Origin of the sequence: Campylobacter sp. CNRCH_2015_1657 (genome assembly GCF_025772685.1) — a bacterium.
GTDB classification, from domain to species: Bacteria; Campylobacterota; Campylobacteria; order Campylobacterales; family Campylobacteraceae; genus Campylobacter_D; species Campylobacter_D lari_D.
Genome location: NZ_JAKMSO010000008.1, coordinates 40,263 through 65,020, shown reverse-complemented (window position 1 = coordinate 65,020; position 24,758 = coordinate 40,263). Strand labels below are relative to the sequence as shown.

The following is a 24,758-nucleotide window of genomic DNA, read 5'->3' as shown; positions in this document are numbered from 1 at the left end:
TTATCCTGTAATCTCTTTAATATCTTCCCATTTAACCCAGCTACCGCCCATACCAACTAGAGCTTCACCTTCTTCAAATTTAACTCCAGTGATAGGATAAGCACCATAAGTTGAATTAACGGTTGTGCCATCTTCACCTATATAGCTTGCTCTTACATAGTATTTTCCAGATGGTACAGGACTTCCACTATCATCTGTTCTATCCCAAACGATTTGTTTCATACCAGCACTCATATCTTTAACACTCATTGTTCTTACAGGATCTCCTGCTTCATTATAAATAGTAAATGTTACAGGTGTGCTGTCTGATTTATAAGCTGAATCAATCTTTGCTGTTTTGATATCAACACTTGGGGTATGTCCTACTATTTTAAATGTTTGATCTTCTCCAACTACTGCTTGAACCGTTTCTTCTTGACCTTTGTCATCTTTTAATTTTATATGTATAGTTTCTCCAGGTTCAGCTATTTCTTTATCAACTTTACCTGTTATATCTAGTTTATCTTCGCCATTTTTCTTAAGTTCAAAACCTTCAATATCAATATCAGTCTTTTTACCTTTTTGTGGTTCTTGTGGTAAATACATATTAATTTGAAATTGTATATCATCATCTGCCACTACAAGGTAATTATCTTTAACTGTTGCAAGCTTTCCAACTGCAGCTAGTGCACTCATACCTGTGCTTGCTGCAATAGAATTTTGTAGTTTTGTCATCGCAGTTACAAGTTGAGTCATGGTTTTATTAGTATTATCTTGCATTTCAAGTGCTGAAAGTTGTGCTGTTTGGGTAAGCATTTTTTCAGTATCCATAGGATCTGTTGGATCTTGATGTTGGAGTTCTATTAAAAGAAGCTTTAAAAACGCATCCTTGTCAAGTTCTGCCCCAGGGTTGTAAATCAACCCGCTATCACCTTCACCGGCTCTAGTACTTCCTTTGGCATTTGGCATATCTTTAGTATTAAGCGTTGCTAAAGGACCTTGAAGGGTTTGTGTGTTTATATTTGACATAAAAATCCTTTTTTATATATTTTTAAAGCTCAAAGCAAAAAATATTCCATTTAAAAATATTTTGCTAAAACCATTTCTAAGCTCGGTTTTTCTTGAATTTCTTTTTCAAAATTCACCTTATCTTCTTTGCTATTGTTGTTTTTTTGTCTTTGCGGATTGCTTTGTTCTTTTCTTTCTTGATTACTAAAATTCATTTCTAAATTTGTAAATCCCATATTTACAAGAGCATTTTTAAATTCAGCTTGATGTTGTATGAAAAGATTTAAGGTATTTTGATTAGAGTTAAAGCTAATATTTAAATTTGAACCCCTTTGGACTAAAGTTACTTCTACTTCTCCAAGATTATGTGGATTAAGAGTTATACTAAAGCGAGTTATAGGTGCTTTGTAGCTTTCTAGTTTTTCTTTAAATTCTTGGGCAAAATCATTAAAAGTTTCTTTCATAGGAATATTTTGATTTTTTATAAAATTATTAGAAACCCTATTCATTTCCCTTACATAAGAATTTAAATTCTCTTCACTATGATCATTTTCATCTTTTGAAAACTCTTTTGTGTGTTTAAAAATATCACTAAAATTATCTATATTTTGATTATTTTTATCTATTTTTAAATGTTTATCTTGAGGGGCTAATAGATTTTCTAAGTTAATTTTTAAATCTTGATTTTGATTTTGTATATTTTGAGTATTTTTTATATTTGTTAATTCAGTTTTTAAATCTTTTGAATTTTCTAAAACAGAACTTATTTTTTTACTAAAGCTATCTTCGCTAGTAGTTAGTTTTTCATTCTTTAATATTTCTTTAAAATCTAGCTTTTCTTTTTCTTTAATATCTTTTTTTAGGTTTGTGTTTTGAGTAAGATTAATTAACTCAATATCACTTAGTTTTTCATTGAATTTTGTTGTTGTATTTTGGATATTTTTTGCGTTTTTTATTTCTTTTTCATCTTGAATTTGAATTTTCTCTACTAGTTTTTCTTTAAAATATATGTTTTGAATGTTTTCTTTTGCTTGTGTTTTTATATCTTTTTTTGGAAGTTCTATATTTTTTAAAGCAGAAGAAAGCAAAGACACACCTTCGTTTTCTTTGCTTTTTATATTTTTGCTTGTATTTGGTTCTTCTTTTAAAAGCTTGGTAATTTTTTGATTGATTAAATCTTGAAAAACATTAGTATTATTATTTTGTTTTGGTATTTCAAAAAAACCTTTTTTATCAAGATTTGGAAAGGCTTCTTTTAAATCTTTAATTTGTTCAAATTTTATATTTTTGATGTTTAATCCAAGTTCTTTTGCCACATTAAAAAGCTCATTAATATTTTTTATATTTTTTAGCTTGTGTAGATTTTTTTCAAGAGCTAAAATAGCAGTATTATCCTGGACAAGTTTGTTTAGTTTTATATCCTTGCTATCGCTTTGTAAAACCTCCAATAAAGAAAGAATTTGCATAAAATTTGCACCCTCAAAAAGCTTCAAGGCATCTTTTTCATCCAGCGGTATTTTATCTTTGACATCATCTTTTAAAATTTTATCATTAACTTTATCATCTTTTTGTGGAGTCTTGAAATCTTTTGGTAAACTTCCATCTTTTTCATTTATTGCTTGCAATAAGGAATTTAAAAATTCCTCGCCATCACTTTGTGAGCTAGTATTTTCTTTACTTGGGTTTTCATTCTGTGGAGTGATGCTTAGTAAGTTTAAAGCATCACTAGCTTGGATATTAGACATTAATTAACCTACTAAAAAATTATTTTTTGCTAAATTTGGAAATAAATTTTGTAATTGTGCTGCACAATCAAGTTTTAAATTTTCATGAGTAAGATTAAAATTTTTAAATATTACTAATAATTCTTCTATGTTTTTAGCATTTAAAACCGCATTTTCATTTTGCGCATCATCTAAAATTTCACTTACTTTGCTTGAAAGTTTTGCATAATTTAATTCTTTTTCTTCATTTGAATTTATAACTTCTAAATAATTTAAAAGTTCCATAAAATGCTTACTATTTAAAACTGAAGTTCCTTGTTTTTCTAAGTTAGCGTTAAAGATTTGAGTATTTAGGTTTGACATATTTTTCTCCTTAAAAATAATTCTTACTCAAGACAAAAGCAACAAGTGTTCCAATTTTTAAATCTTAATTTTTAAGCATTTTTTTTATATAATATTAGATTTTAAATTTAAGACTTTGGAGAAAAACTTGGATAATATTAGAAATATAGCTGTTATAGCTCATGTTGATCATGGTAAAACAACAATGGTAGATGAGCTTTTAAAACAATCAGGAACTTTTAATGAGCGTGAACAAATAGCAGAGCGTGTAATGGATAGTAATGATATAGAAAAAGAAAGAGGTATCACTATACTTTCTAAAAATACTGCTATTAATTATAAAGGCACAAAAATAAATATCATAGACACTCCAGGCCATGCTGATTTTGGTGGTGAAGTTGAGCGTGTGTTAAAAATGGTTGATGGGGTTTTGCTTTTAGTTGATGCACAAGAAGGGGTTATGCCTCAAACTAAATTTGTGGTAAAAAAGGCTTTATCTTTAGGGCTTAAACCTATTGTTGTTATTAATAAAATCGACAAGCCAGCTGCTGATCCTGAAAGAGTAATCAATGAAATTTTTGATCTTTTTGTGGCTTTAGAGGCAAATGATGAACAACTTGATTTTGCAGTGGTTTATGCAGCTGCTAAAAATGGTTATGCAAAACTTGCACTTGAAGATGAAAGCACTAACATGGAACCATTGTTTAAGACTATACTTGAGCGTGTGCCTGCTCCAAGTGGTAGTGATGAAAATCCTTTACAGCTTCAAGTTTTTACTCTAGGTTATGATAATTTCGTTGGTAAGATAGGGATTGCAAGAATTTTTAATGGTAAAGTAAAGAAAAATCAAAATGTTATGCTTGCTAAAGCAGATGGCTCTAAAATCAATGGAAGAATTTCAAAGCTTATCGGTTTTATGGGTCTAGAAAAAATGGACATTGAAGAAGCAGGGACAGGCGATATTGTAGCGATTGCAGGTTTTGAAGCTTTAGATGTAGGAGATAGCGTGGTAGATCCAAACAACCCTATGCCACTTGATCCTTTACATATAGAAGAGCCAACTTTAAGTATAGTATTTTCAGTAAACGATGGTCCTTTAGCGGGTACTGAAGGTAAACATGTAACTTCAAATAAAATCGCAGAACGCTTAGAAGCTGAAATGAAAACTAATATTGCCATGAAATATGAAAGCACAGGCGAGGGTAAATTTAAAGTAAGTGGAAGAGGTGAACTTCAAATAACTATTTTAGCCGAAAATATGCGTAGAGAAGGTTTTGAGTTTTGTATGGGTAGACCTGAAGTTATCGTTAAGGTAGAAGATGGTGTTAAAACAGAGCCGTTTGAGCATTTAGTGATTGATGTGCCTGATGATTTTACCGGAGTAGTGATTGAAAAACTAGGTAAAAGAAAAGCTGAAATGAAAACTATGACACCAACTGGAGATGGTCAAACAAGACTTGAGTTTGAAATTCCTGCGCGTGGGCTTATAGGATTTAGATCACAATTTTTAACAGATACTAAAGGCGAGGGTGTTATGAACCATAGCTTTTTAGAGTTTCGTCCATTTAGTGGGGCAGTTGAAAAAAGAAATAATGGCGCGTTAATTTCTATGGAAAATGGTGTTGCACTAGGGTATTCTTTATTTAACTTACAAGATAGAGGGGTATTATTTATTGATCCTCAAACAAAAGTATATACAGGTATGATTATAGGTGAGCATTCACGCCCAAATGATTTAGATGTTAATCCTATTAAAGGTAAAAATTTAACTAATGTTAGAGCAAGTGGTAGTGATGATGCGATTAAGCTTGTACCACCTAGAAAATTAAGCCTTGAAAGAGCGTTAGAGTGGATAGAAGAAGATGAACTTGTAGAGGTTACTCCACAAAATATTAGAGTTAGAAAAAGATATCTTGATCCTACTCAAAGAAAAAGAATGGAAAAGGCTAAGTCTTAATGGATTTTGAAGCCATAAGACAAGCTTTAAGTAAAAGACTCAAAGCTTTACAAATTTTAGCATTTGCTGAAGCTTTGGTTATATTTTTTCTTGCTTTTCAATTTAGCAAGGATGTGATTATAGCTTTGTTTTTTGCTGTTTTAGCAGGAGTTTTGTTTTTTAGAATTTTAGGAAGAAAGCTTATGTGGGGACGCAATGAGCTTGTATTTAAAATGTGTGAAGAATTTTTAAAGCAAAACAATGCTAAATTTGATAAACAAGGCTTTGATCAAAAAGATTTTGAAAAAATTACTTTTGATTTTTCTTTAAAAACTTATCATTCTCAAAATTCTTTTATTTTTGATGATTTTATTCTTTATGATGTGAAATTTAAAGATGAATTTGGGAATTTCTTTTGTGGAATTTTGCTTTATAGTAAGAAATTAAAAGAAGATATTAAGTCAAATGAAAGTATTTTTGAAAAAGTAAAGGATAAAGAATTTTCTACACAAAGAGTTTTGAAAAAAGATGATTATTTGCTCATAGCTAGTTTGAAAAATCCTTTTTTTGCTGATTTAAAAATTTCAAGTGAGTTAAATTTTAAAATTTTTAGAGCTAATTTAGAAAAAATTCAAGCTTTTATACATGATTAAGTTTAGCTTACTTAATCATTTTGTTCTAAATTATTAATTTCTTGTATTTTCAAATTCTCATTTTTTCCCATTAAATTTTGTATGATTTGAATTTGCTCTTTAGAGGCATAGCTCATATCTTTTAAAACTATCCAAGTGATTTTTTGATTACAAGGCTTGTTGAGTTTGTTTTTAAAGATGTAAAAAGATTGAAGATTATTTGGTAATAACTCATTAGCGCTTAAGCTTTGAACATAAAGCTTATCGCCTTCTTTTTTAGGAAAAGCACGGATGATTTTTTTAATAAAAGGATTTTCCGCACCTTCTTGTAAAAACAGCACAACCACTGCTATATCACCTTTTTGACTTACATGGCTAAAATGAATTTCTAAAGGATAAGGTTTTTTATCAATAGAAATTTTTGATGGGCTATGAAAGTGAAAATGCGATAAATTATAAGCTGTATTATCTAGCACGATATGACTTCCATTGCTTGCAAAATACATTTTTATGGTATAACCATCATTTATTAAACCAAAAGAATCATTTGAGTAGTTAAATTCTAAAGAATGATTTTTGTTTGTAGCCTTTTTACTATTTATATTGATAAAATCTTGATTTAAACCACTTTCACAATAAATCCAGTTTTTATCTAAATTTTTCCATTTGTCTTTGTCTATGAAATTTCCATGTGAGGCATTTTGAGGCATTTGCTCATAGGCAAAAAGCATGCTAGTAGTAAATAAACCAAAAAGTATTCTTTTAAAACTCATAATATTCCTTTTTTAACATAATTATAAAAAAATAAATCCTACAAGAAGCTTATGTTTAAAAATAATTATATTAAAATTAAATATTTTAAAGAAATTACAGATAATATTAAGGATAAATTGATCGATATATGGGAGGATAGTGTGAAACATTCCCATGATTTTTTATCTGATTTTGATAGAGAAAAGATTAAAAATGATCTTTTAAATTCTCAAGTATTCTTTAGTTTAAATTATTTGATTTGTTATGATAAAGACAAAATGATTGGATTTTTAGCATTTGTGGATGATAAAATTGAAATGTTGTTTTTAAGTTCAAAATATTTTAACAAAGGTATAGACACTACTTTAATATCTAAAGACATAAATGATTATCATTTGAAATATGTTGAAGTAAATAAAGATAATTATAAGGCATATAAATTTTATCAGAAAAATGGTTTTTTACAAGAGAGTGAATATAAAGATGAATATGGTTTTATTGTTTTAAAAATGAAATTTTAACTATTCTTTGCCATCTTTGATAGGTACAAAAAGGCATTCATCTAAAACTTCTTTGCTAATCTCACCATCTTTTTTGGTAAATTTAGTGATGAATTGTTGATTTCCTATGAGTAAAGGAGCTACTAAAATTCCATTGTTTTCAAGTTGATCAAATAATACATTTGGAATATGTTCTATATAAGCTGAGAGTAAAATTCTATCATAAGGTGCATAATTTTTCCAACCATTTTGTCCATCATCAAATTTTACATGAATATTAGCATAGTTTAGTTTTTTAAATTTTTCTATAGCACTAATTGCAAGTTTTTCGATGCGTTCTATGGTAAAAACTCTTCTAATAAGCTTACTTAAAATCGCAGCTTGATACCCGCTACCACAACCTATTTCTAAAACACTATCAGCTTCTTTAAAATCAAGCGCCATAGTCATTTTGGCCACAGTTAAAGGTGAGCTTATCCATTGATTACCCATTAAAGGAAGTGCATCAAGTCTATAAGCATGCATTTTTAAAGGTGAAAAAATTTCTCTTGGAGTAGAACAAAAAGCTTCAAATAATTCTTCATTAATGAAAGTGTTTTTGCGAATTTCTTCTGCCATAGTTTGACATTGTTTTTGTTCAAATATATGAATCAATAAGCACTCCTTGATAAAAAGTGTTATTTTATCTTAAATTTTATTTATCTAGCTTTAAAATCCTTAAGGCGTAAAAACGCCTTAAGATTAATCAAGTGTATAAAGGATGTTTGATCCATCTTGATAAGATAAGATGTGCATTTTGCCATCTTTAAAGAATAAGCTTCTTGCATTAGTTATATTTTCTGGATAAGAAATAGTTTTTATAACTTCTTCTTTGTCTAGATCAATTACAGCAATAACATTATGTTTTTTACTTAATGCATAAATTTTATCATCTTTAAATGCCATTGAAGTTACATAAAGATCGCCTAAAGTTTTTCCTTCTTTTAACTCAGCTTTAGGAGTAAATTCAGCTGAAAGAACTCTATCTGCTAAAGAAATTTTAGAAATTACAAAAGTTTTAGCGTCTTTATTGTTTGGAACGGTAGCAAGATACATGTATTTTCCATCAGTAGTTGTGCTTAAAACATGATGGAATTTAGCTCTAACTGTGTCAATTCTACCACGACCAAGGTTTTCACCTTGTCCTTCAAAATTATTTGCCCCTCTAATAAAATCAGCATATTGTAAAGCTTCATCTGCATTAGGATTTTGAGCAAATCTTAAGAAAGTTTTATTAGAGCCCATTAAGATGTATTTGTTGTCCAAATAAGGAATAATTCCTATGATAGGATTAATTGTGGCTGAAAAATATGGGTCTAATAGAAAATCTGTTTTAGTACTAAAATTATCATCTAGGAAAAATACTTCCCATTTTGAACTTGCGACATACTCTCCATTGATATAATCAAGTGTATTGATAGCTTTAGGAAAATCAATTTTTGTTTCATTTACGATTTTTAGATTATCATCGATATTTGCAAATGGAGCATTACTGATATTATTATCAAATTCAATACCTAGTTTTTCATTAGCAGGAGCAAAAGCAAAATCAGGTTCTTTAACATCGCGTTTTCCTAAGAAAGAAATGCTTTTCCAACTTTTATTCCAGCCTGAATCATCCCAAATAATATATTTTGGATTTAAACTAAAACGAACTGGATCACCTTGTCCGCTATATGGGATAGGACCAGTGCTTACGAAAGCTTGGAAGACATTTGAAGCTACGATAAAAGCAACAATAACCATAGCAGCTAGGTTAAATTTAGTTAATTTTCTAAAACTAACTCCTTCCATTTCTTTTTCAAAGGAGCCAAATTTTGGAGCAAAAGCAAAAATTACACCAAGTAATAAAACTACAGCCCAAAATACTACTTCAGCCCAAAAATAAGTATGCAAACCAAAAATAGGCAAACCAAAACCTTGATCAAGATCACGATGTGCATGTCCGCTTATATGATTAAATGATTGCCATAAACCAAATGCAGTTGCAATTAAAAGAAAAGCTAAGAACTTACCTTTCATACCATAACGCACGATAAATAAAGCTGCAACACCAATGAAAATCATTGATTCTCTTTGGCCCCAACAAGAAGTACAAGGGCTATCACCTAGCATATAACCAAAAATCAAATTTGCAATTCCAACAGGCATTAAAATGATTAAAAAACCTGCCAAGCACATTAAAAAATAAAAAAATTTAGTTTTGTTAATATCACACATATTTGCCACCTTATAGATTCATTAGGCCTAAGATTGCGCCTGATTTGCGACCTAAATAGTCAAATACCATAATAGCCCATGAAATTACAAGTATAGAAAAAGCTAGTTTTTCTTTTTCAGGCTTAATTATCATGAGAACTATGGCAATAAAGACTAGCAAAAGTTCTAAAAACTCCATAATTACCCCTTTACTAATAAAATAAAATGGCGGATTTTACAATAGTGAAATAAATAAAAATAAAATATTAAATAAAAAGAGAATTTTAGTTTAAAAAAATGTAAAATATGGGTAGTTTTGTGACTTAAAAGTCATCAAAACTCAAACTTCCTTTAGAATAGTTTGTAACCTTGCTTTCAAAGAAATTGCTTTTTTGATCATTAAATTTAGAAAAATCATCCACCCATTTAATAGGATGTTTTGCATTATAAATTTTATCAAGATTAATAGCTATTAGTCTTTGATCAACAAGATAGTGAATGTACTCTTCTATAATATCGTCTGTAAAACCCATGATTTGATTTTGAGTGATGTATTTACCCCATTTGATCTCAAGTTCACCTGCTTTTTTAAACATATCATAAATTTTGTTTATATTGATATCATTAAACAAATCAGGTCTTTCTTTGCGCACAGAATTAATCATATTTTGAAATAATAATAAATGAGTAATTTCATCTCTTTGTATAAAGCGTATCATTTGTGCTGAACCTAGCATTTTTCCTGCACGCGCTAAAGCATAAATAGCAGTAAAACCACTATAAAAATACACTCCTTCTAGAATTTGATTTGCTACCATTGCAAGTAAAAGTTTATTATCATCTACTTCGCCAGCTAATTCTTCATAAATACTTGAAATGAAATCATTTTTTTCTCTTAAAGTCTCATCGTGTTTTTCCATTTCATAAATTAAGTCTGTATTTTCACAGATTGCTTCAACCATCACTGCATAAGATTTTGAGTGATTTGCTTCTTCATAAGCTTGTCTTGCTAAAACCGCATTGATTTCAGGTGCTGTGATATAAGGGTTGATATTATCAGCAAGATTGTTTGTTTGAAAACTATCCATTGAGATAAGTTGAGACCAAACTAGATCATACATTCTTTTTTCTGCTACGGTTAGATTGCAACGATAATCTAGTGCATCTTTTGTTGTATCTACTTCTTTTGGAAACCAAGTATTTGCTTCCATTAAATCCCAAAGTTTTAAAGCCCATGTGTATTTTGCTTTAGTAAAATTTAAAATACCATGTGGGTTGCCGTTAAATACTTTTCTATCATTTAAAGTTTCGTTTGATTTTGGATTATAAATTCTTTTTCTATTCATTTTTCCACCTTTGTTACAATAGCGCTTTGGCTTAAAATATCATGCAAGGCTAAGGTATCCTTTCTTAAAAAGCTTACCAAAAAGCCAATCAACAAGCCAAAGCTTATAATGAAAATTACATAGCGTAGGATTATTCTAAAAAAATTAAGTTTGTGTCCATTTTTAATATCAATCAAGTATAAATCATAAGCTTTAAGTCCAGGACTTTGAGCTTTTTTTACTAAAAATAATGCTTGTAAAAATCCAAAAAGCAATGGGCACAAAAAAATTATAAGTTGATTGTTTAAAAAAGCTTCTTTAGAGCCAAGAGTAAAATAAAACAAATACAAAATGGGCACATAAAGCAAAAATAGATCAATCAAAAAGGCTTTAAATCTTAAAAAGCGAGTGGCTATTTTTGCTTTAGTTTTCATTAGTTACCACGACTACCAGGTTTGATAGCTTTAGTGCCTTTTTCACAAAGTGGGCAAGTATTTGCATCATAAATATCAAATTCAAAATTTCCTAGTGCAAAAAGTGGTAAATTTTGTGGTAATTTTGCATTTTCTTTTCTTGGATTGTTTAAATTTTTTACAGCACAAAAACCACGATTTGCTAAAGCTGCAAAACCTACTACTTCTCCACCTAAATTCTCGATGATTTTTGCACTCTCAAGTGCTGAGCCACCTGTTGTAATAATATCTTCACAAACGATAAATTTTTCACCTTTTTTTACTTCAAAACCGCGTCTAAGACTCATCACTCCTTCTACGCGTTCAGTGAAAATAAAGCGTTTGTTGCAAGCTCTAGCAAGCTCATAACCTGCTAAAATTCCACCCAAGGCAGGCGAGCAAATACTATCAAATTCAATATTAAAACTGGCAATAACTTTCGCAAGCTCATCACAAAGCTCACCTGCTAGTTTTGGATTTTCTAAAACTTTAGCACTTTGAAGGTAAAACTCAGAGTGTTTCCCTGAGCTAAGTAAAAAATGTCCTTGTAGGTATGCTCCACAATCTTTATAAATTTGTTCTAAGTTCATTTTTAAACCTTTAAAAGTTCCGCTTCTTTGTTTTTAACTAACTCATCTACTTTTGCTGTATAATTATCGGTTTGTTTTTGTACTTCATCATAAGCTTTTTTAGCTTCATCTTCTGAGATTGCTTTATCTTTTTCTAGTTTTTTTACCGCATCATTTGCATCTTTTCTAATATTTCTAATAGCAACTTTAGCCTTTTCACCCATAGCTTTAGCATTTTTAGCATTTTCTTCTCTTTGTTCTCTTGTCATAGGAGGAAAAAATAATTTAACACTTTCGCCATCATTGTTCGGATTTACTCCAATGTTTGCCGCAGCTATAGCACTTTCTATGGCTTTTAGCATTGATTTTTCCCAAGGAGTAATGCTAATAGTTGAAGCATCGGTTGCTAAAACTGTTGCTACTTGATTTAATGGAGTTGCACTACCATAATAATCTACATGAATATGATCAAGTATATTTATATTTACTTTGCCAGTTCTTATGGTAGTAAAATCTTTTTTTAAGGCCTCTAAGCTTTTGTCTGATTGTTGTTTTTGCTTGGTATAAATTTCATTTAGCATGGTATTTCCTTTTTTTATTTGCTAGTATTACTTTCGCTAATTGGAGCACTTGGTGCAACTGGAATGCTAGTTGTGTTTGTTTCAGGTGCCTTTGGTAAAATTTGTTCTGCTTTTTCAGCAAGTGAGTTAGAATTAGCATTATTATACATATAACTTAGAGCAATTGTATTAGCGATAAGTAAAACACCCATCACAAAAGTAAATTTAGCTAAAAACCCTGCAGGACCCTTTGCTCCAAACAAGCTTTCATTACTTCCGCTATATGCTCCAAGTCCTATGCTTGAGCTTTTTTGTAATAAAACAGCAATACAAATAATCACAACAATTGCAAATTGCAAAATAATTAAAAGAGTAGTCATGAATTTTCCTTATTGAAAATAAAATGAGTATTTTAACTTAAAAAGTTTGATAAAAACTTGAAAGAGGTAAAGAAAATTTGCGAGAATTTTTCTCGCAAATTTTTATCTGCTATTAAAGCTTCTTAAAATATTAAGAAGAGAGATGAAAAGATTGATAAAATCAAGATAAAGTGCAACTGCACCTTCGATTGGTGTTTCATAATTTCCTCTAATGATGTTTTGAGTATCATAAAGAATGTAAAAAGAAAATAAAATTGCACCAATACCAGAAATTGCTAAGCTTAAAAGTGAACTTTGAAAAAAGATATTAATTAAAGAAGCTACTACGATAACAATTAAAGCTATAAAAAGCATTTTTCCCATCATAGTAAAATCTCTTTTTGTATTCATAGCAAAAACGCTTAAAGCACCAAAAGCCACTGTTGTTAAAGCAAAAGCTTGAGCGATAATGCTAGCTCCTGCAGGAAGTGCTAAAACAGAATATAAAAGTGGTGTTAAAGTAAGTCCTGAAACAAAAGTAAAGGCAAAAAGTAAAACTAAATTAAGCGGAGCTTCTCTTTTTTTCCATTGTAATGCAAATAACAAGCCAATTTCTACGATAAATAAAATCCAAAAAGTTGCTTGAGATTGTGCAAATAAATGTGCTAAGGCAAAAATTCCTATGTAAGCACCTGCTGTTGCAGCTAATAATGAAGCAGCAAAAAGCTGATAAGTTTGTTTTATAAAAATGCTCAAATCACTTCTAGCATAACCTTCAAATTCTTGAGTTTTAGAGTTAGAATAATCTCTATCATAAAGACTCATTAAAATCCTCCAATAATTTTTAAAAATTAAAATTTACAAAAAAAAGATAAATAAAAGATTAAAATTGTATAAAAATATAACAAAAAATAAATTTATAGATTTATTTTAAGTAAAAATAATTTAGTATAATGCTTTATTAAAATGCAAAAAAGGACTTTTTTTGAAAGACTTGATCGAGGGTGCTTTAAAATTTATGCAAGAAGATTTTAAAGAGCATGCAGAACTTTTTGAAAGTTTAAAAAATAAACAAAATCCCCACACGCTTTTTATAGGATGTGCTGATTCAAGAGTTATACCAAATTTAATTACTAATACAGGCCCAGGAGAGCTTTTTGTTGTAAGAAATATAGGCAATATAGTTCCACCTTATAGAGTAGGAGATGATTTTTTGGCAACTACTTCAGCTATTGAGTATGCTTTTAGTTCTTTACATATAAAAAATATCATAGTTTGTGGACATAGTAATTGTGGTGGCTGTGCGGCTTTATATGCAAATGAAAATGAGCTAAAGAGTATGCCGAATGTGAGAAAATGGCTTACCTTGCTCGAGCCTATTAAAAATAAGGTTTTAAAAGTTGCAGGCAGTGATTTAGCCATGCGATCTTGGATGACTGAAAAAATGAACTTGGTTAATTCTTTGCAAAATTTATTAACCTATCCAGGTATAGAAGAAGCTTTAAATAAAAAAGAAATAGAACTTCATGCTTGGTATTACATCATAGAAACGGGTGAAATTTATGAGTATGATTTTAATTTTGAAAATTTTGTTTTAATACAAGAGAGGGTGAAAAAAGTATGAAAAAGATTGTTAATATTATTTTATTATTTTTATTTATCAGCACTTTGAATGCACAGGAAAAAAATGCTTTAGAGGATAAGAATAGTATTTTTGCTTTGGTACAAGATTATATAGAGCTTAATTTACTTTTGGAAAGTTTTAAAACCGGTGATACAAATAGCACCGAATTTCAAGATAATATCAAAGAAATAGAAAAACAAAAAACAGCTCTTTTGACTACTTTACCTTTAAAAATGGTATCTCAAAAGATTGATGATAAAGAAGCAAAAGATTTTTTAAAAACTAAGAATGCTTTACAAAAAAGTGTTGAAAATGCCCAAGCTAAAAAAAGATATTATGATTATGTGGATAATAAAATCAAACTTTTAAATTTAACCTCTGCAGAACATTTTTATCTTTGTATATTTGAATTAGAAAAAGTTTTTATCGAAGGTGCTCAAAGTCAAAAAATAAAAAAAATTATTGATGAAAGCATTGACTCATTAAAAGAAGATATAGTTTTTAATTTTGCTTTAGATAAAGAGAAAATTAATGATATTACTCAACTTAGAACTTTAGAGCTTAGTGAAAATAATTTAAGAAATACCATCAAGTCATATAATGAAATTTTGGTATATCTAAGAAATAATGCAAATTTGCTTGAAACTAATTTTTTATTTACGGGCTTGGGCTTGCAAAATGCCATTAATTATATTAATAAACAAACCTCTATTAGTAGTGTAAATGTTGGAAAAATAGTTATTTCTATTATTGTCATTGTTTTGTTTTATTCTTTGAAATTTTATCTTGCAAAAATTTTGTATTTTGTATTGATACATTTATTTGGAAAAAATTCAGAAAATGTAGAAATAAAAACTCACTTTTTAGAAAAGCTCCAAGGACCAGTGGGTTGGTTTTTGTTTGCTTATGCTATTGGAATTTGTTTTACTATTTTTTACTATCCTGCACCTGTAGATATAAGAATTAGTAATATTTTATCAATTGTTTATGTTATTTTAACTGCTTGGCTTGTGATAAATATTTTTGATAGTTATGGTATGGTAATTGTGGCAAAGCTTGCTGAAAAAAGTGGCAAACGCGAAGTGGTTAATTTAATTATTAAAATTTTATATTTTATTATTATAGTAATAGCTGTTTTATTTGTTTTATCACATTTAGGATTTAATATTTCAGCATTGATTGCATCTTTAGGTATTGGTGGTTTGGCTGTGGCATTGGCAGCTAAGGATATTATTGCAAATTTCTTTGCTTCTGTGCTTTTGCTTTTTGATAACAGCTTTAATCAAGGCGATTGGGTTGAAATTTCAGGTATAGAAGGAACTATAGTAGAAATTGGGCTTAGAAAAACTACTATTAGAACTTTTGATAATTCTTTGGTATTTTTACCAAATTCAACTATTATGGGAACTAATATAAAAAATTGGAGTAAAAGAAAAATAGGACGCCATGTAAAATTATTTATAGGTGTAACTTATGATGCAAGACCTGAACAACTTGAGCAATGTGTAGAAGATATAAGATATTTATTAGCTACTAGTCCTTTGATAGCTCAAGTTGATGATAGTGCGCTAAATCATGGTGGAACCCGCGCTAGATATAGACAAAATTTAGTTTCAGTGAATGATTTAGAAGGATATAAAAATAATACTTATGTGGCTGTGAGTGGCTTTAGCGCAAGTTCTATTGACATAGAAGTATATTTTTATACTAAAGCAGTTGATGCTGCAGGTTTTAGAGAAGCAAGACAAAGTATTTTGCTTGAATTAATGAAGATTGTCGAAAGAAATAAACTAAGTTTTGCATTTCCTTCACAAAGTCTTTATATAGAAAAAATCAATAAAGACGATAAAGAAGAGTTATTATCTTAATAAGCTCTTCTTTGATCATCACACTCTACTATAATTTTTTCAGCAATGATAATGCTTCCATTTTTACTGCCTTTAACTTTAACAAGACTTCCTTTTTTTAGATCTTGCACATTGGCTTGTTTTTTATTGCTACCAAAAATTCCGCAGTTATAAATATCTATATGTGTTTGGGGTAAAATGGTAATAATTAAGTTATTATCAAAACTTGTTTGAATACTTATTGTATGTGTAGTAGTGTTTTTTAAAATACCTTGAATTTTATAAGCAAATGCAAAAGTGCTAATGCAAATTAATATAAGAAAAAAACGCATTAAAATAACTCCTTTTTAGGAGTTATTTTGCTTAATAAGCTCTTTTTTTGCATTCTATTTTAATTTCTTTAGCGGTTATATTTTGAATTTGATTTGGCGTTTGTGGGTTTGGTGTTGTTTGAGCATAGCCATGAAAAACTTCAGCTTCTATAAAAGTTCCTACTTTTAAATCTCTAAAAGTGCCATATTTATCCATACCAAAAATACCGCAATCATCCATATCAATTTCTGTATTTGGTAGAATTTTTATATTCATTTTTTCTCCATAGGTAGTATCGATTAAAATAGTCTTTGCGCCATCATTTACATCTACTATCACACCATAAATTCCATCTGCATAAGCAAGGCTTGAAAGACTTAAAGTTGTTAATAATGCAGCGATTTTCTTTTTCATTTTTTTCTCCTTTATTTTTATGTAAGAATTATATAATTTTTTGAGTGAAGCAAGAGTGAATTTAGATATAATTTGAAAAATTTACCAAAAAGAGGATACCCATGAAAGGATTTTTACATTATTTTTTTATTTTTTTGCTTGCAAGCTTGTTGTTTGCATGTTCTAAAAATGAAGATAAGAATTCTATTATAAGATCTTATGGTTTTAATGAAAATACGCATAGCATTTTTATAGAATTTAATACCAATATCATTACAGAAAACATAGGTGTTGTAAAAGAAAGAGAAATTGTTATTAATAATCAAAAAATAAAAGCAAAGTATGAACTTGAAACTTCCACAAGATTAAACATATACACTTCTTTAAAAGCAAATCAAAATTATGATATTTTTATAGACTTAAATGATATTGTAGCTGATGAAAAAATACAATTAAAAGTAAAAACTCCTTTTGAAAAACTAGATGTCAAAGGATATTTTCAAAATATATCAAATGATGAGAGTGTGTTGATTTTAAATGTTCAAAGTTTTTATGCTTTTGATAAAGATGAGTTGTTAAAAGCTGTAAAAATTAATGCACAAAAAAAAGAAATTCAAATAGATAAAATTATCATCCAAGATGATATAGCAAGTGTGTATTCTAAGCCATTAAAAATTAAAAATACAAACACTAATATAAAAGTAGTTTTTGATAAAGAAATTTTAGGTTTAGAGAAAAATATAGATTTAGAATATATTTTACTTGCAAAGAACGAATTTGTATTTCAAAATGCAAATATAATCAATAAAAACATAGAATTACTTTTTTCTCAAAGTATTTCGCAAGATCAAAATTTAAAAGAGTTGATTTTTATTACACCCAAAGTAGATTTTAAAGCATTGGTATTTGGGAATAAAATCAAGCTCACAGGAAATTTTACTCCAAATAAAACTTATGAAATTCAACTTGCTCAAGGGATTAAAAGCGCTGATGGAATTAGTACAAAAGAAAGCTATAAAACTCAAGTGAGCTTAAAAGACTATGAGCCTGCTATAAGTTTTACAAATCAAGGGGTATTTTTATCTAGCAAAGCGAGTAAAAAAATAGCTTTTAAAAGTTTAAATATTAAAAAGATCCATTTAGAAGTTCATCAGGTATTTTCAAATAATTTAAGTGAATATTTAAGATATAAAAATCTTCAAGGTGCTAAAAATTTAAGTGATTATGATAGTGATATTTTTTCAGAGAGTGATTATACTAGTGAAGTAGTATTAAAAAAAGACTTTGATATTAAAAATGTTAAAAATCAATGGCAAGAAAATGAGATAGCTTTAGATGGTTTAAAAGATTTAAGTGGTGTGTTTATAGTTAAGCTTTATTTTAAAGAAGAAGATATTGATTATGTTTTTGATGAGGGTATGGAGAGTTGGAAAAAGCAAAGATTTTTCGATCAAAAAGCAAAGATTAGTAAAAATTTGATTTTTTCAGATATAGCTTTAATTGCTCAAAATTTAAATAAAAAACTTTTTGTCGATGTAAGAGATTTTACCACACAAAAGGCTTTAGGTGGGGTTAGGGTTGATATAATTAGCAAAAGCAATCAAATTTTAGCTTCTAAGACAAGCGATGATAATGGTTTGGCTGTTTTTGATGATATTGATGAGTCAAGAGCTTTATTTATCATTGCTTCAAAAGATAAGCAAGCTTCTATTTTACGCTTAAGTTCGCCTTTATTATATGATGGTTTTGATGTAGATGGTTTAGAGCAAAATTCTCAAAACAAAGTGTTTATTTACACAGAAAGAGGGGTTTATAGACCAGGTGATGATATACATTTAACTATGGTTGCAAGAAATGATAAAGGAGCTGTTAATCACCCTATATTTTTGAGTTTTTTTGATCCACGCAATAAAAAGTTTTTAGATAAAATTAAACTTGATCCTTTGAGTAATGGAACTTTTTATAAAAAGATTTCACTTGATCAACAAGCTTTAAGTGGAGTGTATTTAGCTAGAGTAGAATTTGCAAATGCTATTTTTGATAAAGAAATTTTAGTGCAAAATATAGTGCCAAATCGTATAAAAGTATCTATACAAGCTCCAAAAAGTATAAAAGAAAATGAAAAATTAGATTTTAATATTAGCTCAAAATATCTTTTTGGAACACCAGCAAGTAATTTACAATATCAAGCTGATTTATTTGTAAGTAAAAAAGAATATAAAAATTCAAAATATCCAGAATATATTTTTTCAAATCCTAGTGTTTTAGTGCAAAAATATCAAGATAATTTAAAAGGCATTTTAGATGAAAGTGGCTTTGTAAAGCAAGAATTTGCTTTAAAAGATTTTTTTAAAAATACTCCATATAATCTTGAAGCTAACATAAGGGCTAGGGTTTTTGAAAAAGGTTCAAGATCAGTTGAAGCGCTTGTGAATTCACAAGTGATATTACATGAGTATTTTGTGGGTATTAAGCGTTTGAAAAATCACTATTTAAGCTCGGGTTCTACAATTAATTTTGAAGCTATTGTGAGTGATTTAGATGAGAATTTGATAGCAAATAGGGAGATTAAATATACTATTTATGCAAATGATTATTCTTGGTGGTGGGATTATGATAATTATGATGATTTTTTAAAATCACTCAAAAAAGATAAAAACACACAAATCATTACCCAAGGAACTATTTTAAGTAAGGATAAACCGGTTAAAATAGAATTTGATCCCAAAGAATACCATGGTGAAATGTTTATAGAGCTTGAAGATACACAAAGTAAAACAAGCACAGGAGAGTTTTTTTATATTAGTAGTTTTGGTGCGCCAAGTAATGCTGATATAGTGAGTTCTTTAAAAATAAAAAGCGATAAAAAAGAATACAAACCAAACGAAACAGCTTTTATTGAATTTGAAAGTGTTAAGGGTGCAAAAGCCATCGTTACTTTAAATGATAATGTAAAGGTTTTAAAACGCTTTGTGATAGATACGCATGAAGATATTACAAAGGTTGAAATTCCTATTCTTAAAGAATATAAGCCAAATGTGTATGTGAGTGTGATTTTGCTTCAAGATTATAATCAATACACTAACGATAGAGCCTTAAGACTTTTTGGTGTAGTGCCTTTGAATGTAGTAGATGAACAAAGTAAAATCGAGCTTGATTTAAAAGCACCGGATAAAATCATGCCAAAACAAGATTTTGAAGTAGAAATTCAAAGTAAAAACAAGCAAAGTTATACTTATACCATAGCTATTGTAGATGAGGGTTTGCTTGATGTGAATGCTTTTAAAACTCCAGATATTTGGGGATATTTTTATCAAAAAATTCGCTTTAACATGAGCATATATGATACCTATGATAAAATCATTGCTAAAAATATTTCTAATGCTTCCAAGGTATTAACTACAGGTGGTGATGTTTTCTTAGAAAGTAGGGCAAATAAAAGTAAAAACGATGAAAAAGCAAGACGATTTAAACCTGTTGTGTTGTTTCAAGAGCCAGTACAAAGTGATGAAAATGGTTATGCAAAATTAAAATTTAATATGCCTTCGTATCTAGGTTCGGTTAGAGTTATGGTAGTGGCGAACAACTTAGCAGGTTTTGGCAGTGCTTCTAAAGATATCCAAGTTAGCGCACCTGCTGTAATGCTTGAAACTTTGCCAAGGGTTTTAAGACTTGATGATGAGTTTAAGCTTTTGGTGCAGGTATTTAAAGTAGATGATGATGTAAAAAATGCAAAACTTAAACTAAAAACAAAAAATTCACTCATAAATTTTGAAAAAGATGAAATTTTAATTGATTTTGGTAATGAAAAAACAAAAGATATTTATATTAACACAAGAGTAAATTCAAGCAAGCTTGGGGTGGAAGAAATAGAGTTAAGTTTAAATGCAAAAGATTACACCTATACTCAAAATACTCAAATTGACATAAAAGCACTAAATACGATTACTTATGAGGGAAAATCTTTTAAAATTCCTGCAAATACTTCTATGGAGTTTAAAATCACACAAGATTATATCAACCCAGTGGCGTTTTTAAGTGTGAGTTCTAAGCCTATTTTAAATATAAATCATAGATTAAAATACTTGCAAAATTATCCTTATGGATGTATAGAGCAAAGTACTTCAGCAGTTTTACCGCAACTCTTTTTACAAAAACTTGATCAAGGAGCAAATGAACAAAAAAATATTAACAATATCAATGCATTGTTAAGTAAATACGCAAATTTTCAAACTTCCAATGGTGGTTTTGCTTATTGGCAAGGACTTAAAGATTCTGATGCTTGGGGAAGTAATTATGCGGGTATGTTTATGATTTTAGCCAAAGAAAGAGGCTATTATGTGAGCGAGGGAATGTTTAAAGCATGGCTTGATTATCAAAAACGCTATGTTTTAAAAGCTCAAACAAATAAAGAAATTAGAATAAATTCTTTATATCTTTTAGCTCTAGCCAAAGAGCCAAATTTAAGCATAATGAATGCTATTTATGAAGATAGTACTTATTTGCAAAGCTTAAACAATGTAAGTCTTTGGCAACTTAGTGCAGCTTATAAATTAGCAGGTTTTGATGAGGTAGCTTTAAATATAGCTAAAAATTTAAGCACAAAGCCTGATGAAAAAGCTAATTATACTCATACTTATGGATCTTTTCTAAGAGATGAAGCTATTATTGCAGATGCGTATAAAATAATTTATGGTAAAAATAATGATGAATTATTAGATGATATTAAAAAAACTTTAGAAAGCCAAGCTTGGCTTAGCACTCAAAGCACAGGCTATGCTTTATATGCTTTGGCAAATAGCTTTAGTGATGAAAATCCTAAAACTATCAATGCAAGTGTAAAAATTAATGGTGAGAGTAAAAAGCTCAATGCAAGTTTTTCTAAATTTGAGTTTAATCAAGGCAGCGCTTTGATAGAAGCTAAAGAAGATACTTATGTGCATTTTGGAGTAGAGGGAATTAAAAAAGGCATTGTCGAACCTTTTGCGCAGCGTATGTATATAGAAAGAAGTTTTTATGATGAAAATGGAAATGAAATAGATGAAAGTGCTATAAAAAGCTCTCAAATTTTTTATATGAAATTAAAAATATCAAATAAAAATTATCCGGGCACTTCTAATATAGCTTTAACTCAAATTTTACCAAGTGGATGGGAGGTAGTACATGATCTTTTAGATGATGAAACTCCTGATTTTGTGAAAAATTCTTATTATGATTTTGTAGATATAAGAGATGATAAAATCATGTATTTCTTTCCTTTATACTCTGATGAGTCAAGAGAATTTTTTGTGAAATTAAGTGCTGTTACTCCAGGTGTTTATACTTTGAGTGGAGCTTATGCTGAAGCAATGTATGATAATGCTTATAGAGCTTTAAGTGAGAGTAAAAGAGTCAAAGTAGTGCAGTGAAAATCAAAATAAGCCTTGCAATATGCTTTTTAAGTCTATGTTTTTACATAGGCTTAATTTATTTTAGCTTTGATAGTAAGGATTTATTTAAATGCACTTATAGTAAGGTTTTGTTTGATAAAAATAAAGAAATTCTTAGTGTATTTTTAGATTCTAACGAACAATGGCATTTAGAGAGTGGGTTTATACCGCAAAAATTAAAAAGCGCAGTTCTTTTATATGAAGACAAAAATTTTTATTCTCATTATGGAGTAGATTTTTTAGCGATTATAAGAGCTTTTAAAAATAATCTTTTTTCAAGCAAAAGAAGTGGTGCAAGTACAATTTCTATGCAAACAATCAAACTTCTAGAGCAAAACAAACGCACATATTTTAATAAATTTAATGAAATCATCAAAGCTTTTGCTTTAGAAAGCGTTTATGATAAGGAAGAAATTTTAAGACTTTATTTAAATAATGCTCCTTATGGAGGAAATTTAGTAGGTGTTGCAAGTGCGGGTTTATTTTATTTTGAAAAAGATTTAAAAGATCTTACTTGGAGTGAAGCAGCCTTGCTTGCTGTGCTTCCTAATAATCCAGGTTTAATTAATCTTGAAAAAAACAAAGATAGACTTTTAAAAAAACGCAATGCTTTGCTTGATAGGCTTTTTGAAAAGGGATATTTTTCTAAAGATATTTTAACTCTTGCAAAGGCTGAAAAACTTCCTAGCTTTAAAACAAGGAAAAACTTGGCTCCACATTTAGCGCGTAGGCTTTTAGCGGATAAAGAAAAAATCGTTTCTAGTATAGATAAAAAAATTCAAATTAAATTTGAAGAAAAAGCTAAAGAATATTCTTATAAACTACAACAAAAAGGCATAAAAAATCTAGCTATATTGTTAGCAGATACCAAAACAAATAAAGTTTTAGCTTATGTAGGCTCTAATGATTTTTATGATTTTGCAAGTTTTGGTCAAGTTGATGGGGTGATAGCAAAGCGTAGTGTGGGTTCAACCTTAAAACCTTTGCTTTTTGCTTTTGCCATAGATGAGGGACTTATAGTGCCTGAATCTTTAATGCTTGATGTGCCTACATTTTTTTCTAACTTTGCTCCACAAAATGCAAATAAAAAATACCATGGTTTTATTAGTGCAAAAGAATCTTTGCAAAAATCACTTAATGTTCCTTTTGTAAGCTTACTTGCAGAATATGGGTATGAGAAGTTTTTTTATAAGCTCAAAGATATTTTAGATTTTGAAGATGAAAATTTTAAAAAATACGGACTTTCTTTGATTTTGGGCACAAAAGAATTTAGTTTAGAAGATATGGTAAAAATCTATCTAGGACTTGGAAATTATGGAAATTTTAAAGAGCTTTTATATGAAGAAAATGCATTTACTAAAGAAAATAAAAAGCTTATTAGTGATGGAGCAAGCTTTTTAACCTTACAAACCTTAAAGGATTTAGATAGAGTAGGTTTAAGACAATATGATTTTAATACTATTATTTCTTGGAAAACAGGCACAAGTTATGGTAGAAAAGATGCCTGGGCTATAGGAACTTCTCCAAAATACACTTTAGGAGTGTGGGTTGGAAATTTTAATGGCGAGGCAAATGCAAATTTATATGGTGTAAGCATAGCAGGGGAATTGTTTTTTGAACTTTTAGCCTTACTTGAGAGAGTTAATTTAGAATTTGAAAAGCCTAATGATTTAGTTTCTATCAAAATTGAAAATCAAACAGGATATAGATATGATTATAAATTTGACTTTAAAGAAGTGCTTTACCCACAAAGTGCAAATGTCTTAAGAACTTCACCATTTTTAAAAGAAGTTTTTATGTATAAAAATAAAGAAGTTAATTCTTTAGATGAAAATTTCATCCATGCAAAGAAAAAGATTATATTAAATTTACCTTCCAATGCACAAGCATTTTTTGCAAAAGAAAAGCAAAATTTACAAAGCTCTAATCAAAATTTAAAAATCATATATCCGCTAAATAATCTTAATATCATTTTGCCAAAAGATTTAAAAAGTAAGCAAAAATTGTTAATTAAACTTATAAACCCTAAAAAAGAAAAACTTTTTTGGTATTTAAATCAAGAATTGATTTTTGAAGGAAAAGAAGAAAGTTTATCTTTAGATTTAAAAAAAGGTAAATATGTTATTAATGTTATTAGTGAAAATGGCTCTAATGATTTTATAAAATTTAATATATTTTAATATTATAAAAATATTTTTAAACTTTAATATCTATAATTTTTGAAGTGATATTTTGAGAAAGAAATTGGTTAAATTCTCCCACATCATCATTAAATTTCATACCAAAAAGAATTTCTAATTCTTCTCTTGTGCTAAATTTATTTTTTAAAAGTTTTTTTATAAGTTCATTTTTTGTATTATCATCTTTGTAGGTTTCTTTATTTTTACTTTCACCTTGTATAGGTTTGAAAGATTTTTCTTTGTCTTTTTCTAAAGTTTCCTGAGGTTTATTAATCTTTTTGCTAAAATCAACAAAGTATGTATTTTGAAGCTCAAGGTATTTTTCTTTAAACTCATCTATGCTTTTGCTTGTGTGAAAAATTTTAACATAAGCTTCATCATAATCTATTCCATTTACGCTCAGCCAACGAGGTGATTTGGTATTTTCATTCATCCATTTAAATAAATCTTCAACTTCTTTTCTTTGTAAAAACTACTCAATTCTTTAGCTTTAACTTGATAATTTTTATTGTTTATAAAATATTTAATATTTTAATAAATTTTAATTTTTATTTAATGAAAAGTTTTTATAATTATAAAAATTTATAATTTATTAA

22 protein-coding genes and 1 pseudogene are annotated in these 24,758 nt (G+C 28.7%); 7 read left to right on the top strand and 16 right to left on the bottom strand.

Annotated elements, in window-relative coordinates; genetic code table 11:
• The 3 genes from L8X27_RS08080 to L8X27_RS06395 are packed head-to-tail and all read right to left on the bottom strand — an operon-like array spanning position 1 to position 3,074.
• Entirely contained in the window at positions 1 to 1,008 is a 1,008-nt protein-coding gene (locus L8X27_RS08080; protein WP_220567070.1) for a flagellar hook capping FlgD N-terminal domain-containing protein, read from the bottom strand.
• A gap of 50 nt (positions 1,009 to 1,058) precedes the next feature.
• A complete protein-coding gene (locus tag L8X27_RS06400; protein ID WP_263681151.1) occupies positions 1,059 to 2,732 on the bottom strand; it encodes a flagellar hook-length control protein FliK in 1,674 nt (557 codons plus the stop codon).
• Positions 2,733 to 2,735: 3 nt separating this feature from the next.
• On the bottom strand, positions 2,736 to 3,074 hold the full coding sequence (locus L8X27_RS06395) for a hypothetical protein (RefSeq protein ID WP_133319030.1): 339 nt from the start codon (positions 3,072 to 3,074) through the stop codon (positions 2,736 to 2,738).
• 127 nt (positions 3,075 to 3,201) lie between these two features.
• On the opposite strand from L8X27_RS06395, the gene typA reads away from it, so the two are divergent.
• On the top strand, positions 3,202 to 5,010 hold the full coding sequence (gene typA / locus L8X27_RS06390) for a translational GTPase TypA (RefSeq protein ID WP_220567072.1): 1,809 nt from the start codon (positions 3,202 to 3,204) through the stop codon (positions 5,008 to 5,010).
• Positions 5,010 to 5,642, top strand: a complete 633-nt coding sequence (locus tag L8X27_RS06385; RefSeq protein ID WP_263681150.1) for a poly(A) polymerase — start codon at positions 5,010 to 5,012, stop codon at positions 5,640 to 5,642. Before typA ends, L8X27_RS06385 begins: the two co-directional genes overlap by 1 nt.
• 11 nt (positions 5,643 to 5,653) lie before the next feature.
• Here L8X27_RS06385 and L8X27_RS06380 read toward each other — a convergent pair whose 3' ends face one another.
• Positions 5,654 to 6,394 (bottom strand): carbonic anhydrase family protein, encoded by a 741-nt coding sequence (locus tag L8X27_RS06380; protein WP_220567074.1) that lies wholly within the window; start codon positions 6,392 to 6,394, stop codon positions 5,654 to 5,656.
• A gap of 117 nt (positions 6,395 to 6,511) precedes the next feature.
• Here L8X27_RS06380 and L8X27_RS06375 point away from each other — a divergent pair, with 117 nt between their 5' ends.
• A complete protein-coding gene (locus tag L8X27_RS06375; protein WP_263681149.1) occupies positions 6,512 to 6,895 on the top strand; it encodes a GNAT family N-acetyltransferase in 384 nt (127 codons plus the stop codon).
• Here L8X27_RS06375 and L8X27_RS06370 read toward each other — a convergent pair whose 3' ends face one another.
• From L8X27_RS06370 to L8X27_RS06330, 9 genes are all read right to left on the bottom strand, one after another.
• Positions 6,896 to 7,525: a protein-L-isoaspartate(D-aspartate) O-methyltransferase gene (locus tag L8X27_RS06370; protein ID WP_133319188.1), complete on the bottom strand. Its 630-nt coding sequence runs from the start codon at positions 7,523 to 7,525 to the stop codon at positions 6,896 to 6,898. It lies immediately after the preceding gene.
• A gap of 90 nt (positions 7,526 to 7,615) precedes the next feature.
• The gene (locus L8X27_RS06365; RefSeq protein WP_263681147.1) at positions 7,616 to 9,133 is read right to left on the bottom strand and encodes a disulfide bond formation protein B; all 1,518 of its coding nucleotides are present in this window, start codon (positions 9,131 to 9,133) and stop codon (positions 7,616 to 7,618) included.
• A gap of 10 nt (positions 9,134 to 9,143) precedes the next feature.
• Positions 9,144 to 9,311 carry a dihydroneopterin aldolase gene (locus tag L8X27_RS06360; protein WP_133319023.1) on the bottom strand — a complete coding sequence of 56 codons (168 nt, stop codon included), beginning with the start codon at positions 9,309 to 9,311 and terminating at the stop codon, positions 9,144 to 9,146.
• A gap of 124 nt (positions 9,312 to 9,435) precedes the next feature.
• Complete coding sequence (locus L8X27_RS06355; protein ID WP_133319022.1) at positions 9,436 to 10,458, bottom strand: ribonucleotide-diphosphate reductase subunit beta; 1,023 nt, start codon at positions 10,456 to 10,458, stop codon at positions 9,436 to 9,438.
• Positions 10,455 to 10,871: an RDD family protein gene (locus L8X27_RS06350; protein ID WP_133319021.1), complete on the bottom strand. Its 417-nt coding sequence runs from the start codon at positions 10,869 to 10,871 to the stop codon at positions 10,455 to 10,457. The genes L8X27_RS06355 and L8X27_RS06350 overlap by 4 nt, the downstream gene beginning before the upstream one ends.
• On the bottom strand, positions 10,871 to 11,479 hold the full coding sequence (gene pyrE, locus L8X27_RS06345; RefSeq protein WP_133319020.1) for an orotate phosphoribosyltransferase: 609 nt from the start codon (positions 11,477 to 11,479) through the stop codon (positions 10,871 to 10,873). Before pyrE ends, L8X27_RS06350 begins: the two co-directional genes overlap by 1 nt.
• Before the next feature lie 2 nt (positions 11,480 to 11,481).
• Complete coding sequence (gene frr / locus L8X27_RS06340; protein WP_039668941.1) at positions 11,482 to 12,039, bottom strand: ribosome recycling factor; 558 nt, start codon at positions 12,037 to 12,039, stop codon at positions 11,482 to 11,484.
• Positions 12,040 to 12,053: 14 nt separating this feature from the next.
• Positions 12,054 to 12,398 (bottom strand): preprotein translocase subunit SecG, encoded by a 345-nt coding sequence (gene secG / locus L8X27_RS06335; protein ID WP_133319019.1) that lies wholly within the window; start codon positions 12,396 to 12,398, stop codon positions 12,054 to 12,056.
• Positions 12,399 to 12,500: 102 nt separating this feature from the next.
• Positions 12,501 to 13,202: a Bax inhibitor-1/YccA family protein gene (locus L8X27_RS06330; protein WP_039629164.1), complete on the bottom strand. Its 702-nt coding sequence runs from the start codon at positions 13,200 to 13,202 to the stop codon at positions 12,501 to 12,503.
• A 160-nt stretch (positions 13,203 to 13,362) separates the two neighbouring features.
• Here L8X27_RS06330 and L8X27_RS06325 point away from each other — a divergent pair, with 160 nt between their 5' ends.
• Both L8X27_RS06325 and L8X27_RS06320 read left to right on the top strand, forming a co-directional pair.
• Entirely contained in the window at positions 13,363 to 14,001 is a 639-nt protein-coding gene (locus tag L8X27_RS06325; RefSeq protein WP_133319017.1) for a carbonic anhydrase, read from the top strand.
• Positions 13,998 to 15,869: a mechanosensitive ion channel family protein gene (locus L8X27_RS06320; protein WP_133319016.1), complete on the top strand. Its 1,872-nt coding sequence runs from the start codon at positions 13,998 to 14,000 to the stop codon at positions 15,867 to 15,869. The genes L8X27_RS06325 and L8X27_RS06320 overlap by 4 nt, the downstream gene beginning before the upstream one ends.
• Here L8X27_RS06320 and L8X27_RS06315 read toward each other — a convergent pair.
• Both L8X27_RS06315 and L8X27_RS06310 read right to left on the bottom strand, forming a co-directional pair.
• Positions 15,866 to 16,180, bottom strand: a complete 315-nt coding sequence (locus tag L8X27_RS06315; RefSeq protein WP_133319015.1) for a hypothetical protein — start codon at positions 16,178 to 16,180, stop codon at positions 15,866 to 15,868. The genes L8X27_RS06320 and L8X27_RS06315 overlap by 4 nt on opposite strands.
• Positions 16,181 to 16,211: 31 nt before the next feature.
• Complete coding sequence (locus L8X27_RS06310; RefSeq protein WP_133319014.1) at positions 16,212 to 16,574, bottom strand: hypothetical protein; 363 nt, start codon at positions 16,572 to 16,574, stop codon at positions 16,212 to 16,214.
• A gap of 101 nt (positions 16,575 to 16,675) precedes the next feature.
• Between L8X27_RS06310 and L8X27_RS06305 the strand changes: the two genes are divergently transcribed.
• Together L8X27_RS06305 and pbpC are read left to right on the top strand one after the other, a co-directional pair.
• Entirely contained in the window at positions 16,676 to 21,961 is a 5,286-nt protein-coding gene (locus L8X27_RS06305) for an Ig-like domain-containing alpha-2-macroglobulin family protein (RefSeq protein ID WP_263671518.1), read from the top strand.
• Positions 21,958 to 24,162 (top strand): penicillin-binding protein 1C, encoded by a 2,205-nt coding sequence (pbpC, locus tag L8X27_RS06300; RefSeq protein WP_263671517.1) that lies wholly within the window; start codon positions 21,958 to 21,960, stop codon positions 24,160 to 24,162. The genes L8X27_RS06305 and pbpC overlap by 4 nt, the downstream gene beginning before the upstream one ends.
• Before the next feature lie 16 nt (positions 24,163 to 24,178).
• Here the strand turns inward: pbpC and L8X27_RS06295 are convergent.
• Positions 24,179 to 24,631: pseudogene (locus L8X27_RS06295) on the bottom strand (hypothetical protein); the annotation flags it as partial.
• Between the last annotated feature and the right edge of the window lie 127 nt (positions 24,632 to 24,758).

Bases quoted from the DNA above. Each gene is read 5' to 3' on its own strand.
- L8X27_RS06330 (WP_039629164.1), bottom strand. From the start codon at position 13,202: ATGAGTCTTTATGATAGAGATTATTCTAACTCTAAAACTCAAGAATTT.
- L8X27_RS06310 (WP_133319014.1), bottom strand. From the start codon at position 16,574: ATGAAAAAGAAAATCGCTGCATTATTAACAACTTTAAGTCTTTCAAGC.
- L8X27_RS06350 (WP_133319021.1), bottom strand. From the start codon at position 10,871: ATGAAAACTAAAGCAAAAATAGCCACTCGCTTTTTAAGATTTAAAGCC.
- L8X27_RS06315 (WP_133319015.1), bottom strand. From the start codon at position 16,180: ATGCGTTTTTTTCTTATATTAATTTGCATTAGCACTTTTGCATTTGCT.
- frr (WP_039668941.1), bottom strand. From the start codon at position 12,039: ATGCTAAATGAAATTTATACCAAGCAAAAACAACAATCAGACAAAAGC.
- secG (WP_133319019.1), bottom strand. From the start codon at position 12,398: ATGACTACTCTTTTAATTATTTTGCAATTTGCAATTGTTGTGATTATT.
- L8X27_RS06395 (WP_133319030.1), bottom strand. From the start codon at position 3,074: ATGTCAAACCTAAATACTCAAATCTTTAACGCTAACTTAGAAAAACAA.
- L8X27_RS06360 (WP_133319023.1), bottom strand. From the start codon at position 9,311: ATGGAGTTTTTAGAACTTTTGCTAGTCTTTATTGCCATAGTTCTCATG.
- L8X27_RS06385 (WP_263681150.1), top strand. From the start codon at position 5,010: ATGGATTTTGAAGCCATAAGACAAGCTTTAAGTAAAAGACTCAAAGCT.
- L8X27_RS06355 (WP_133319022.1), bottom strand. From the start codon at position 10,458: ATGAATAGAAAAAGAATTTATAATCCAAAATCAAACGAAACTTTAAAT.
- L8X27_RS08080 (WP_220567070.1), bottom strand. From the start codon at position 1,008: ATGTCAAATATAAACACACAAACCCTTCAAGGTCCTTTAGCAACGCTT.
- L8X27_RS06365 (WP_263681147.1), bottom strand. From the start codon at position 9,133: ATGTGTGATATTAACAAAACTAAATTTTTTTATTTTTTAATGTGCTTG.
- L8X27_RS06320 (WP_133319016.1), top strand. From the start codon at position 13,998: ATGAAAAAGATTGTTAATATTATTTTATTATTTTTATTTATCAGCACT.
- pyrE (WP_133319020.1), bottom strand. From the start codon at position 11,479: ATGAACTTAGAACAAATTTATAAAGATTGTGGAGCATACCTACAAGGA.
- L8X27_RS06380 (WP_220567074.1), bottom strand. From the start codon at position 6,394: ATGAGTTTTAAAAGAATACTTTTTGGTTTATTTACTACTAGCATGCTT.
- L8X27_RS06400 (WP_263681151.1), bottom strand. From the start codon at position 2,732: ATGTCTAATATCCAAGCTAGTGATGCTTTAAACTTACTAAGCATCACT.
- L8X27_RS06305 (WP_263671518.1), top strand. From the start codon at position 16,676: ATGAAAGGATTTTTACATTATTTTTTTATTTTTTTGCTTGCAAGCTTG.